General features: G+C 45.4%; 10 protein-coding genes and 1 pseudogene. 1 reads left to right on the top strand and 10 read right to left on the bottom strand.

What is annotated here, in order from left to right:
- Positions 1–156 precede the first annotated feature (156 nt).
- Together ACE1CC_RS17660 and ACE1CC_RS17665 are read right to left on the bottom strand one after the other, a co-directional pair.
- The gene (locus ACE1CC_RS17660; RefSeq protein ID WP_413271743.1) at positions 157–1,458 is read right to left on the bottom strand and encodes a hypothetical protein; all 1,302 of its coding nucleotides are present in this window, start codon (positions 1,456–1,458) and stop codon (positions 157–159) included.
- Between the two features lie 2 nt (positions 1,459–1,460).
- Positions 1,461–1,781 (bottom strand): hypothetical protein, encoded by a 321-nt coding sequence (locus tag ACE1CC_RS17665; RefSeq protein ID WP_413271744.1) that lies wholly within the window; start codon positions 1,779–1,781, stop codon positions 1,461–1,463.
- A 314-nt stretch (positions 1,782–2,095) separates the two neighbouring features.
- Here ACE1CC_RS17665 and ACE1CC_RS17670 point away from each other — a divergent pair.
- Positions 2,096–3,383 (top strand): annotated as a pseudogene (locus ACE1CC_RS17670) (RNA-guided endonuclease InsQ/TnpB family protein).
- Here ACE1CC_RS17670 and ACE1CC_RS17675 read toward each other — a convergent pair.
- From ACE1CC_RS17675 to ACE1CC_RS17710, 8 genes are all read right to left on the bottom strand, one after another.
- Positions 3,368–3,925: a hypothetical protein gene (locus ACE1CC_RS17675; RefSeq protein ID WP_413271746.1), complete on the bottom strand. Its 558-nt coding sequence runs from the start codon at positions 3,923–3,925 to the stop codon at positions 3,368–3,370. The pseudogene ACE1CC_RS17670 and the gene ACE1CC_RS17675 overlap by 16 nt on opposite strands.
- Positions 3,915–4,481, bottom strand: a complete 567-nt coding sequence (locus ACE1CC_RS17680) for a DUF4186 family protein (protein ID WP_413271747.1) — start codon at positions 4,479–4,481, stop codon at positions 3,915–3,917. Before ACE1CC_RS17680 ends, ACE1CC_RS17675 begins: the two co-directional genes overlap by 11 nt.
- Positions 4,482–4,631: 150 nt before the next feature.
- Positions 4,632–6,098: a helix-turn-helix domain-containing protein gene (locus ACE1CC_RS17685; protein WP_413271748.1), complete on the bottom strand. Its 1,467-nt coding sequence runs from the start codon at positions 6,096–6,098 to the stop codon at positions 4,632–4,634.
- Positions 6,095–6,535, bottom strand: a complete 441-nt coding sequence (locus ACE1CC_RS17690) for a DUF6932 family protein (RefSeq protein WP_413271749.1) — start codon at positions 6,533–6,535, stop codon at positions 6,095–6,097. The genes ACE1CC_RS17685 and ACE1CC_RS17690 overlap by 4 nt, the downstream gene beginning before the upstream one ends.
- 185 nt (positions 6,536–6,720) lie before the next feature.
- On the bottom strand, positions 6,721–7,767 hold the full coding sequence (locus ACE1CC_RS17695; RefSeq protein ID WP_413271750.1) for a Fic family protein: 1,047 nt from the start codon (positions 7,765–7,767) through the stop codon (positions 6,721–6,723).
- Positions 7,768–7,820: 53 nt separating this feature from the next.
- A complete protein-coding gene (locus ACE1CC_RS17700; RefSeq protein WP_413271751.1) occupies positions 7,821–9,227 on the bottom strand; it encodes a relaxase/mobilization nuclease domain-containing protein in 1,407 nt (468 codons plus the stop codon).
- Positions 9,181–10,962, bottom strand: coding sequence for a DEAD/DEAH box helicase (locus ACE1CC_RS17705; RefSeq protein ID WP_413271752.1), 1,782 nt, complete (start codon positions 10,960–10,962; stop codon positions 9,181–9,183). The genes ACE1CC_RS17700 and ACE1CC_RS17705 overlap by 47 nt, the downstream gene beginning before the upstream one ends.
- A complete protein-coding gene (locus ACE1CC_RS17710; protein WP_413271753.1) occupies positions 10,959–11,732 on the bottom strand; it encodes a ParA family protein in 774 nt (257 codons plus the stop codon). The genes ACE1CC_RS17705 and ACE1CC_RS17710 overlap by 4 nt, the downstream gene beginning before the upstream one ends.
- Between the last annotated feature and the right edge of the window lie 973 nt (positions 11,733–12,705).

Here is a 12,705-nt window from a genome sequence, read left to right on the forward strand (position 1 = left end):
TTCTTATTGCTGGCTGGTTGCTGTTAATTCTGTCCCAATCGCAGATAATCCTGGCTCAATTCACCAACATAGTTGCAATTAATCCTGGCTCAGAATGCTCGTTATTGCTGGTCGGAGTGTTTCTTATTGCTGGCTGCTACAGCTAACAACAGTTCATCAACCAGCGGCAAGAGAGAGTTTTGTATTGTTCCGCTGTTCTTCAAAGAGTAAATTCTCCTTTTGTTCTGTACTGACAATGTTTACGATCTGATGGGTGGCGTGGGATACAAGCTCTGCTTCCTTTTGGTTTAGCGGGCGCTTTAGAGCTAAAGCCACTGCTTCGTAAGGCGATCGCCCAACTGCCATAGCCCGCAGAATCTGCCGCAGTACACCCCGCCCCTGACAAGCAAAGATCCGGTTCCCAGAAGTCCACACATCAGCCAACTGACGACGCGGATCTCTCCGGCTCACTGATTGAAGCACATCTCCGGGTACAACGGATATCAGAGATGGGTCGGCAAAGCCGGATAAATCAGGTTGGCGAACACGCACCCTCACCCCAAGCAGCACTTCTTCAATCCAAGAGTCCTCTTGTGGCAGAACTGTTGGACGCGGGACTTGAGTCTGATGGCTGTGACAGAACACTACTAGATCGCCGCGTCGCCATTCTTTGGAAACTGCGTGCAGCCCTTCTGCCCTGAGTCCGTTGAGTTCAAACGGTGGTGTTATGTAGGACAAAGCTGCTGCTTCCAGCTTGACGAGGGTCAAACCAATCTGTTGCGCCCACTCCAAGGTGTTTGCCCATTCCCGCTTCATGCCAGGGCGAGTGCCAATAGGTGGCATACTGATTAAAATGTATCCGCCAATTTTGCACAGTTGGCAAGCTGTCCAAAGAAAGGATTGAATATGCTCTGGATACCAGGGCGGATCTAGGACAACCGCTGCTGCTGTGAGATTAGGTAGCGGATCTTTAATCACATCGCACCGGATTACCTGGGTTTTTGGTACTGAAGAAGCGAGGCTGTCCGTTGTAGTACGACTTGCCTCAAGCAATACCAATTGGCGGGGGTAGGATTGTTCAATTCCCATCCGCAGCAAACTAGGGGTTCCGAGTAGTACGATTGTATCACTAGACCTAGTTAGCTTCGCGCATTGATTTAATAAGTGTTTGACTGCTGCATCACTAAATCGCCAATCGTAGTCGAAAGGATGGGGAACGGGTAAGGAAATCTGGTGGTATGAGTAAGTTGGTGGTTCTAGCTTTTGTTTAGCAGGTTTGAGTATCTGTGCCAGAAGTTCGGTAGAAATTCTCTGGGTGAAGGTAAGGCGTTGCAGGGAGTTGAGGGCAACAGATGGGTAGACTCCAGGAAGTGATGCTATTAATTGGTCAAATGTCTGTATTCCACAGGCGATCGCCTCAAGCACCCACCCGTCAACAGCATCTTCAAACATCTGCGTTTCAGTTTGATTGATTGTCATTTTTATCTGCCTCCACAAAGCGGTATATCGGCGATGTTACAAGCTCTTTCTTCACTGGAATATCGGGTTTCTAACTCGGCAAGCCAAGCTTCAATTGCAATTTGTTGATTCTGCAATGCTTCAAACGTGGTATGGTTCAGACGTTCCTTGACTGGGGTGAATTTCTGAATCTGGAGTGGAACCGTCCGCAGTGGTAAATTTCGATCGAGCATTTGAAGACGATCTACAAAGCGACGCATATCTTCTGCTATGCCATTTGCCGATGCGGAAGTGAATGTGGCGTAGGCATATAAGTCGATGCCCAGTGTCAAAAGCCTTTTCATTAGATCGAATTGGCGATCGAACAGAGCAGGTTCCGCACGGGTGTTAAATGCAAACGATTCAGCGTTGAAGCCCTTGAAGCAGCAAACGCGACCGTAGTTGGGGTATGTAGCTATCAGTTCAATGTCTGCATCTTTGAGAAATTGCCAGAAGTAGTCGTTACCTAAAAATGTCGGATGAATGCCCCCGTTACACCGCAGGTTAACGGGGGATGAAATCCGACCAGCCCGCCTCAGAAGCGGAGCAACGATTTAATTCTACTAGTCATGGGTAAAGTGTGTTAAGCTAAGACTAATCCAAGGTCGAGGACAAATAAATGTTAGTTGTAGAAGCCAAGCTGAAGGGCGACACTCCCGAACAATACCAAAAGCTAGAAGAAGCCATCAGAACGGCGCAGTTTGTCAGGAACAAATGCGTCAGATATTGGATGGAGAACAAAGGAACTACTCGCAATGACTTGCAGAAACTCTGTGCCATTTTAGCGAAAGACTCTACAACACCTTGGGTAAACAAATTAAATTCACAAGCACGACAATCAAGTGCAGACCGAGCATGGAATTCCATTGCTCGGTTTTATGCTAACTGTCGGGATTCATCAGTAAAGAAGAAAGGATTTCCTAAATTCAAAAAGCACAGCAGATCTGTGGAATACAAGACTAGTGGGTACAAGCTGTCTGATGATAGGAGACAAATAACTTTCACTGATGGATTTAAGGCAGGAACATTTGATTTGTGGTGTTCTCAAAAAACTATTGTCTACTACTGTGAACAGCAAATTAAGCGACTAAGAGTAGTTAGACGTGCTGATGGTTATTATTGTCAGTTCGTCATTGACCATGAACGAGAAGAGAAGCATGATTTCACTGGTTCTGTAGTGGGAATCGATTTAGGATTGAAAGAATTCTATACAGATTCCAATGGAAACACAGTAGAAAATCCTCGCTTCTTCCGTAAAACAGAAAGACGCTTGAAGAAGGCTCAAAGGAGACTTTCCAAGCGTCATAAAAGAGGTCAAAAACAGTCAGCTAACTATCACAAACAAAGTCAGAAAGTAGCTAAATTGCACCTAAAAGTTTCCAGACAACGTAAAGACAGAAGCATAAAAGATGCTCTGGCGTTAGTCCAATCTAATGATTTGGTAGTCTACGAAGCTTTGAAGGTTTCTAATTTGGTGAAGAATCACAAGTTAGCGAAAAGTATTAGCGATGCTTCTTGGTATCAATTCACGCAATGGGTGAATTATTTCGCCAAGATACATAAGATAACTTGCATCGCTGTACCACCGCAATTCACGACCATTCATTGTTCAGCTTGTGGGGCAAAAGTTTATAAGACTTTAAGTACTAGAACCCATCAATGCCCTCACTGCAAAACAGTTTTAGATCGTGATTGGAACGCGGCAATTAATATTCTCAAAAAAGGGTTGAAATACTTAGGGGAATACCTTAACGGTACTGCCCTAGCAAACAGAAACCGACCCAAACGACTGTGGAGAGTCCGGCCTCTGGGTCTTCAACAGAGATGTTGAAGATTTAAGTCGTCTCGTTGAGCCAGTAATCTCAAGAAGTGATTCTGGGAGAATCCCCCGTCACAGCATCGCTTGACGGGGGAGTATGTCAATGAGGTTGTCGTCAGACCAAAGGTAAACCTGGCGTTCAAGTCCGCGATTTTTGAGTTCAGCCATCATCCAAGGCACCCATTCGGGAACGAGATCCGGTTGTCCGCCTGTTAGGTCGATGATAGGAGGTGGGTCAGGTTGAGCGAGGTAGCGATGGATCAGAGTAGCAGGACTCAACCAATCCGAGTAATCGGGGTTGGCGGATAGCAGTTCAAAGGGGACATAGCAATACCAACAACGCCAGTTACAGGCAGCGTATTGGAAAACCTGCGCCCGAATCATATCGGTTGATGGTAGACTCAGCGCCTTGCAAGCTGGGTCGATAGGTAAGGGGTTGAGTGGCCAACCGGGATTGCCCAGAGTGCGCCGGAAGTGTCGGATACGTCCAACACCGCCACAGTTAGGAGGTTCAGTTAGATCCTTCTCCTGCTCGGTATTAAGGAAGTTGGTGATTAGGAGACGCTTACCACTTAGATCGACTGATGCGGCTCGATAGCGGGCTGACAAAGCTTCTGTATTAATTGCCATTGAAACTCTTACCTCCCTCGTCCTCTGTAGAAGAACTTTTTTGGGATTGACGGCGTTTCCGTGGAACCTTCTGTGCTTGGTCTGTCAAATTGGGCAACTTCTCTTCGATGTACAACATGACCAAATCAGTTAGGTACGCGATTTCATCGTTAGTTAAATCTCTACCTTGAGAAATGTTATGCCAATATTCAATACACTTACGGCAGCAACAAGCTGTAGCGTGTTGGGCATAGAAGATACTGTTACCGGAATAAGGAGTTTGCTGACCATCTCGATATGGACGCTTTTTGCCGTCCGGCATCTCATGCACTTCGCCAACATACTTTCTAATTCTGTGAGTAGCAGCTTTACGCAGTTCAATTTGACCCTTTCTGAGTGCATGATCTACAGCATCTTGGTCAATCTCTCTATGCCAATAATCGTGTCGAAACTTTTCATGTTTTAAAGCTTTAAAAGTATGTTTGGCATCATTTATGTCACGTTTGTGAACTCGCTCCCAGTCAACCAGTTCTGCCCCGCACTCACGGCAATTACCAAATTGGTTAACTGGTTTCATTTTTCGGGTTTGTTTTTGCAAAAAGCAATGTAAGTCATTCTTACAATCTGTACTAGTGCATTTAAGCTTGAGAGGCTTGAGTTCCTCTTCTGCATTCCAATCTGTTGACATATATTTCAGATTTCATAAATCATCAATTTTTGGAACCGATCAACTATCAGAAAGGGCTCGCAACAAAAGATCTCGATCGACTTTATTGAGTCGCCCAAAGTTCACTTGTTCTAAGAGAAGATCACGCGCAGCCTGCCAAGGATCTGTATAGTCTGTATCCTGTGCTTGCAGGTTAGTTGCTGTTCCCCACCAGTTTTCGCCCTGCAATGACAAACGAAAAGCCATATAGTTGGCGAGTGCCGCCACTGATACATTTTCTCTAGCTGCGACTAGGGGAACGACCCTTTTCAACCGCTCGATACTTTCTCCGGCTTCCTCCTCACACAACTTGACTAACTCTTCGGCACGACCAGCGAGTACGATATATCCGGCAAATCGAGTTGCTGTTTTCTCCTCTGGGGACTCCTGTCGCTCCTGCGCTGTTTCGCTCTCTTCAATTACTGTGCGTTCATCTAATTCTGGTTCTTGAGCTGCGTGCCAAAGTTCGTGGAGAAGATCGGAGAGCCAACGTGCTGCCGACTTTGTTTGCTGCTTGAGAACTATGACGTTACGACCTCCTACACGCCAGAAAGCACCGTGAAATGCACCAGAATCATTTAGGGGCAGGACTGGCACTCCTAAACTCCATACATAGTGCAGTGCATTTTTAAAAGTTAGAGAGCCGTAAGTGGACAGAATTGCTTCTCGAACTTCATTCGGATTTGTAGGAATTTGTTTCTTTGGTAGGTCTGATGTGGCATCAAGTACAAGAAGTGCCAAATAGTGTGCGTAGAGAGTGTATGCGCTCAAGCGACGCTCATCAGCTCGCTTATTCATTTTGAAGCGAACTGTTCCCATTGCTGCTGTATTTAGCTGTAGTGGACTGGAGCTAAAGATGGCAGTAGGTGTTAAGCCGAATACTCGATTCAAAAGTGCTGCTGCTCGCAGAGCTAGGCTACCAGCTTGGTCTTCAGCTACATTATCTATTTGGAGATTTCCTCCAGCAGATTGGGGAAGAAGTCTTTTAATAATGAATTCGCGATCGATTCCTACTTCCCGTAGGCGACCAAACAAAGTGGTTAATGAAACTTGAGCATTGGGTAAGAAAACATCTTCTCTTATGTTGATTCCAAGAGCCTGACTTACCTCTACTAATCGCGCAAAGCTTGCAGAGGCGTATTCGGTATCTTCGTAGCGCTGGATCTGCTGCTCTTTAAGTCCAAGTCGTTGAGCAAGTTCCTTCTGACTTAAGCCAGCGACAATACGGGCTTTGATAAGAGCCAGTGGTAGTTCCTCTAATGATTCAAATTCCAGTACTGCACGCTTACCAGATTTTAGTGCCTCGTACTCCTCAAGCTCCTCGCGCAGATCGCTAAGTTGACTCTGTAAGGCATCTCGCTGGGCCTTCCACAGCAATGGATGGACTTCCTCTCTTTTGTTTGAATTTTGGTCAAACTGTGTTAATGCTTGCTCAAACTTTTTTGCTTGAGTTTGCGTTACGCGGTACTGTCGTTCATTCTTAATCATGGCTGCGATCCTCGCAAATCTATAGCAACAATACCTTTGGGATTCCCGTTTCTATCAGTTTGGAAAAACTCTAAAAACGTTTTTCCTGCTTTGTCTGCTGGGTCTTGTGCCAGAAAAAACTCTCCTAGATACTTGGCTTTTTGAGCCGCACGCTTATTGTGAAAGTTGAGCAGGATGGGATCGAGAAAGTTTGGATCAACACCTGTGGTATCCCAGCAGCCGTCGAAGTCATTAGGATTTTCCTTTTCGGTTACAAAACTGCCATCGATATAAACGACCTCGCAGCCTGCTTTTGATAGTGAATCTAAGGCGGACTTCAGTCCCTTAAGAAGTCGCTGTCGATGTGGTGTTGTTCCAAAGCGAGCGGCGAATTCTTGCCAGGTAGCCCAATGCACTCCTGGAGGTAGGTTTCCGTCAGAGTTAAACGCTGGTATCATTTCACAACTTTATTGTTGTGTTTTAAGTTTAACACAACTTTTTTGTTGTGTGGATAGTTGGTTAAATATTTCTTCTTCCAAACCTGGCTAAAATCTTCTTCAAGTCACAAATTTTGAGCTAACCCGAAATCAAGCTTAAATAGGTACTAAATAGCTGCTCAGTACCTAATTAATAGGTATAGTACCTATATCTTCCGCCAACGAGCATCCGGGCCACGACCCAGACATTCCAGCCGTCCAGCATCTCGCTCTTGCCGCAGAATGCGACGAATCAGGTCAATTCCCACAGTGGGACATCGTTCCTGTAAATCCCTGACAGAGAATTCAACAGGTAAATTGCTAATGGCATCCACCACCATCGCGGTTTTAGCACCCTTGACCGAAGTTACTAACCCAACCCGCTGCTCGAACTCCCGATAGGCAGACAACACCACTACTCCCAGAAAATACTCCCACCAGGGCAACAAACTATGCTGTCCTTGGTGCCAACCTTGTGAGGATTGGTAAAGGGTATCGTAGTAACTTTCCTTGGTGCGTTCGACAATTCGTTCCAAACTGATAAAACGCCCCACCTCGTAACCAGCTTTGTATAACAGTAGCAAGGTGAGAAGGCGAGCCATCCGTCCATTACCATCTAGAAAAGGGTGAATGCACAGAAAATCTAAGACATAGGAAGGGATAAGCAACAACGGCTCGATTTCACCGGACTGCCAAAAGCTATTGAATCGTTCGTGCAAGCGTTCCATTGCCTCCGGTGTGGCATAAGCCGAAACTGGTTTAAACCTCACAACCTTTGTGCCATCGGGATGAGTTTCGCTGATTTGATTGTCCACTGACTTCCAGCGTCCCCCTTCTCCAACAGAAAACTGGTAGAGGTCGCGGTGCAGCTGTAGTACCACCCCAGGTGTGAAGGGGATGTGGGCATAGCTGGTGTGAATCGTGTTTAGCACATCGCGGTAGCCAGCGATTTCTTGTTCGGAGCGATCTCGCGGTATAGTTTTTTCAGCAACCAGTTCCTTGATGCGTTCCAAAGGTGCGGTGATACCTTCAATGCGGTTGGAGGATTCGGTACTCTGAATAATGGCTACTTGGCGCAGGGTTTCCAGTGCTTGAGGTGCCTGTTCTTTGAACAACTCCTGTTTACCCTTGTATTCTCCAATCAAGCGGATGGTTTGCAGGAGTCCTTGGGTAATCAACTGTTCCTCAATGAAGCCTGTTTCAAAGGATTGCATTGGCAGTTCCTATCAACCAAACTCCACCTTGTTTTGACGACAGATAACCCACGTTACAACTCCAACTCATGATCTTTGCTTTTTTGGTGTCGATCGCTCACTTCACGTTCCCGCTTTTGTTGCATCGCCTGTCGGATAAACGGTAAAACCTTTTCCTGAAAATAGTTGGTGGTTTCTTGAGTCAAGCTAGAACCGCTCTCAACCCAGCATCGACTCTCATCATCCCACTCAGCTTTCATAATTGGCTTTTTACTACCAGTTTCCCACAGAGTCAAGCACTCCTCATCCCACTCGGCAGTGTAGTATTTGCCAACCGAGAGATTTGTCTGCTCCAAATTTAGAATAGCCGCAACAATCGGTGCAACAATGTCCACCCGCCGTTGCTGTTCCCAGTACTGACTCTCTAATTCCTTAATCAAATTTTCTGTAAGCGCAATCATAGCGTGAACCTCCCAGGTAGTCATTTCACTTTCTGTAGGTAGCGCCTCCCATGCGTCGCCATTGCGTCTAGCACGCAGAATTTCAGATTGATTTGGCGTGCGCCGCAAGGAAATTTCATCTGGGGAAATTCGCAATGCAGTAAACTCAGTATCAACATAGCGATCTGTCTGCAACAACAAAAGTTCGTCAATATCAGATGCAAACATTTCCGTGCATTCAATCTGATTAGCACTGATAGACACTAACTCTTGAGAGTCCTCCTCTTCTGGAAGCATCTGCACCTTTTCACCAGCTGCTACTGTTCGTAAAATTGGTAAATCGCGGGTCTTATCGTAAGAAATTCCCCGTACTTCTTGCAGTTTCCTCCAACTACAATTTTTCAAGCTAGACCCCCGACACCGGAATCCTTCATATTCAAACGCCAACCCCTTCATTTCATCCCCAATGATAGTGGGGTACACATCAACCCCCTGGTCTTGAAGTCTAGCAACAAAGGTAATAATAGAAGGGTTGTCCCTGGTTGCTGCAACCACTAACCGTTCCAGTTTCAACTTAGTGGGTTCTTCTGGTGGTTGATCTCGCAGTCCGGTTTCAAAATCCTGCTGTTCTCGCATCATCCGGCGTTTTTGTCCGGTAGTAGGTGCAGAGTATTCCGCCTCACTGCTAGGAGTAACTTGGTAAAGATTCCACTGCTGTTCGATTTCTCGCGTCAGTTTTTCAGCTTTTGTTTTATCTTGCCAATCATTAATGCGAGTAAAGTTCTCACACTCAAAGGTATGAATCATGATATGGATGTGAGGCGGTGCATCGGGATTATTTAATAACTGGCTCTCTGTGGGTTTATGCTTAATCATCATCCACAGATTATTGGTGTATCCCAACCCATTGACCATAAATTCTCCGATGTCTAGCCAGTCGTCTGGAGTTAGGCGATCGGCAAAATGCGGACTCATGGTAACGTGCTTAGTATCCTTATCTGTACGAGAATTCTGCTGACTGATAGCCCTCCACTCTGCCATAATCTGTCCGTAAGTTTGTCCCGCTATATTGCCCCCATACAACTTGTTTGGTATACCCTTCTTTTTTCAATCGTTCCAAATTACCCACCAAAATAAACAATTCTCTAGCTCTGCTAACAGCAACGTTGAGTAAATTAGGTTGACGATTAATAAACCAAAGGCTATCAGTTGAATGGCATTGGCGAGTCGATAAAATTATCGCTGCTTTTTGTCCACCTTGGAAAGTGTGAACCGTACCAATGCTATCTGAGGGAAAATTTTTCCACCTCGACTGCAATGTTAATTGTAGGGCGTTGGCTTGACTGCGATAAGGTGAAATAACTCCAATTGTGTTTGAAGAATCGGGGGAATTAAGACTATAACCTGCTGCTAACAACTCTTCGATTAAAGCTGCAACTTTCTCAATTTCTAGGATGTTAACGTGGTTAGAGTAATCGCCTTCAACATGGATGGCAAGCAAGTTAGTCCCCAGTCGAGAAGGTTTTTCTTGAGTGTCGATCTCCATGCCATAATTACAAAGGCGGTCTGAAAAAGTAATGATGGATGGCACACAACGGTAATGTTGTTTAAGAATAATACCATTACCAATCTCTCCTGATTGCCCCGAAGCTCCCGCAGCCCTGTGATAAGCCGTACAAGCACTCGGACTATACAAATCGTAGTCTTCTTCTGTTAATCCACTTTCCAGAAAAGCTGTTTGGCGATATTCCTCTTTTTTCTGATTGCTCAACTGAACAACTGGTTCTAATTGCAACGGATCTCCTACAATTAAAGCTTGATGACAGCGTACCAAAGCTGGAAATACTTGATGTACAGGAATTTGACCCGCTTCATCGACAATTACGCGAGCGATACAGCCGCTATCAGGATAGGAGAACAAACGGCGGATAGAATGCAAGGTGCTGAGAAAGACTGGGAACAACAAGCTGATATCGCGATAAATACTTTGCCAGTTCAGTGCTAACTGACGGTACGCTTCCCATTCATTATTCAAAATCGCAATATAAGTTTTAATAGAAGCCATCACTTCATCTTTCCGTCGCAAGGCTTCAAGTTGTTGAAATTGCCAAGACAACTCAAATAACTGCACTTGCAACGAATGATAGTCAGTGTAGAAACGACTGTAAAAATCTTTAGTAGGATAGCTGGTGAGTTGGTTTTGGACTTGAGAACGGCGAGTAATCAAGTCAGTAAGTTGGCGTTGTAAAGACTCTGACTGCTGTTGTCTCTTGCTAGGACGATTTTGTTGTTGCCAATCAGAAGCTACAGAAAGGAGTTGGGAAACACTTTGGCGGGCTGCGGCTAACGATTCAGTCGTCAGTGGAATTTGAAAAGGAAAAGGAGTAGCCAGCGTTGCCAACACGGGCATTTCTACTTGTTTATGCAAGCGCTTAAGAACATAGCGAGGACTGCTTTTGGTTATTTCCTGCCAAAATCTTTGAATCCTGTGCCAAAGTCGAATCAACCAGTTGCCACCCTTACCGGAAAGCTGCGAATAATCTACAGGCGGTAAAGGTTGGAGAATACCATGTTGTTTGACTGACGAGACTAATTCTTTTAAAGCTTCCGGGTCAAAATACCGTCTAGGCTGCTCTTGGGGGAGGTGAATGTCTGTGAGCTTAACATTGCTTTCAGTGGCAGCTTGAGGAGTATCAGCTTCAAGTGGAGATAGCCAAGAAGGAGGGGGAGTTGTAATTTGACCTCCATAGGGTTTAGCAGTGCGTTTGCGGTTCATGATAGGGATTCTAGAGATTGGGCAATTTCTTCAAGGATAGCGACGGCAGGATGTTTAGAGTCAAACACGGCTAGGGGCGCACGCTCTTCTGTGGCATCGACAAACGCCGTAGCTCTGGGAATAGGTGGAAAGATTTGACCCCAAGAAGAGAGTTGTTCTTGAATAGCTCCTAACGCCCTCTTATCAGCTGAGTTCTGCTGGGCATATCGAGTAGGAACAAATCCAGCTACCTGTAATTTCCGGTTGGCTTTGTTTTTAACCAGCGTCAAAGTTTGTAACAGTTCGTCAGTCCCTTCAAAAGCTTTGAGATGGGTTTCGATGGGGACGAGGACGTGGGTTGCGGCAACTAAAGAAATATAAGAGAGCAATCCCAAGCTAGGAGGACAATCTACCAAGATGAAGTCGTAAGACTCAACAACAGGTTCGAGTGCTTCTTTGAGGCGCAAATCGCGCATTGGAGCACTGACTAGCTGCATTTCTGCTCCGCTTAAAAGTCGGTTAGCAGGAGCTAAATCCATGCCATGAATGCCAGAGTGAATGGGTAAAGGCTGTTCGTCGATAATGGCATGGGCAACCGTTTTTTGTAACTGCGATGGAGCTAACCCCATGAATTTAGTTAGAGAGGCTTGGGGGTCAATGTCGATGAGCAAGACGCGATGAGAGCGTTGTGCTAGGTGGTATCCCAGGTTTTGGGTAAGGGTGGATTTCGCGACCCCCCCGGCCTGGTTAAAGAGGGCAATAATGCGGCATGGGTTGGAAGAAGTTGACACGGGTAATAGTTCCTAAACGATACCATGACTTCTGTGGACGAGGCGTGCTACGCACAGGCTAGGCGAACGGCTCATTTCTCCTTTCTAGTTTATGGGAGTTTTTGAACGCCACAGCCCATCAAAAGCCGGAAATTATGAGCCGAGTCTGTGCCAGTTGACCAGTGAAGAATTATCGATGTATGTTGGTTTTACCTTCAAAAATTAATCTCCTGTGTCCCAAAGTCGTTCTTACCAATCAGGAGAAGGCAACAGATTTTTCTACGTCTTATTCTGTAATTTGAATTGAAAACTGAAAAAACGGGCTTTGGCGGTTATGCTACTGTATTAATATCCCATTGTCTGGTAAATAAAGCTTTCCGCGCCTAGTCATTGCTCAGAAAAGCCGTAAAGTATGGTTTGGCAAACAATTCGGTAGCAAGCAGGGATAAAGTATATCTGTATTTATCGATTTTACTTCAGAAAAGACCAGCCAAATTGTAATGGCAACGCCTGATTTTACGGAGGTGTAGGAGTACTTTTCGGATGTTTTCCGGCGTAGTAAACCAGCACTTTTCGGTTCTCTTCATCTGTAGCGGCTTGCAAATAAGGAGGCATGGGCTTGCAAACAAGGAGGAATCAGACTCAGATTAAAATGCAAATAAGCTGGGTTCTGGCTCAGATTAAAATGCAAACAGCTTGCAAACAAGAGCTTCGGCTCAAATTAAAATGCAAATAGCTCGCAAACAAGAAGTCCGGCTCAAATTAAAATGCAAATAGAGACAAGTAGGGTAAGATAGTAAAAAAGTCAGTGGTAGGAAAAAAATGGCCACTAGACGGATACCAGTAGAAGCACTAATAGAGTTAAGACAGCGCTTAGGGAACTTACCAGCAAGAAGTCCCGAAAGAAGAAAAGTGCTGCAACAGGTAGCGCAATTGTACGGAGTATCAGAAGATACGATGTACCGGGCAATGCGACAGGAGAGAATACTGCCAG

The sequence above is a fragment of the Floridaenema aerugineum BLCC-F46 genome (assembly GCF_041929345.1).
Taxonomy (GTDB): domain Bacteria; phylum Cyanobacteriota; class Cyanobacteriia; order Cyanobacteriales; family Aerosakkonemataceae; genus Floridanema; species Floridanema aerugineum.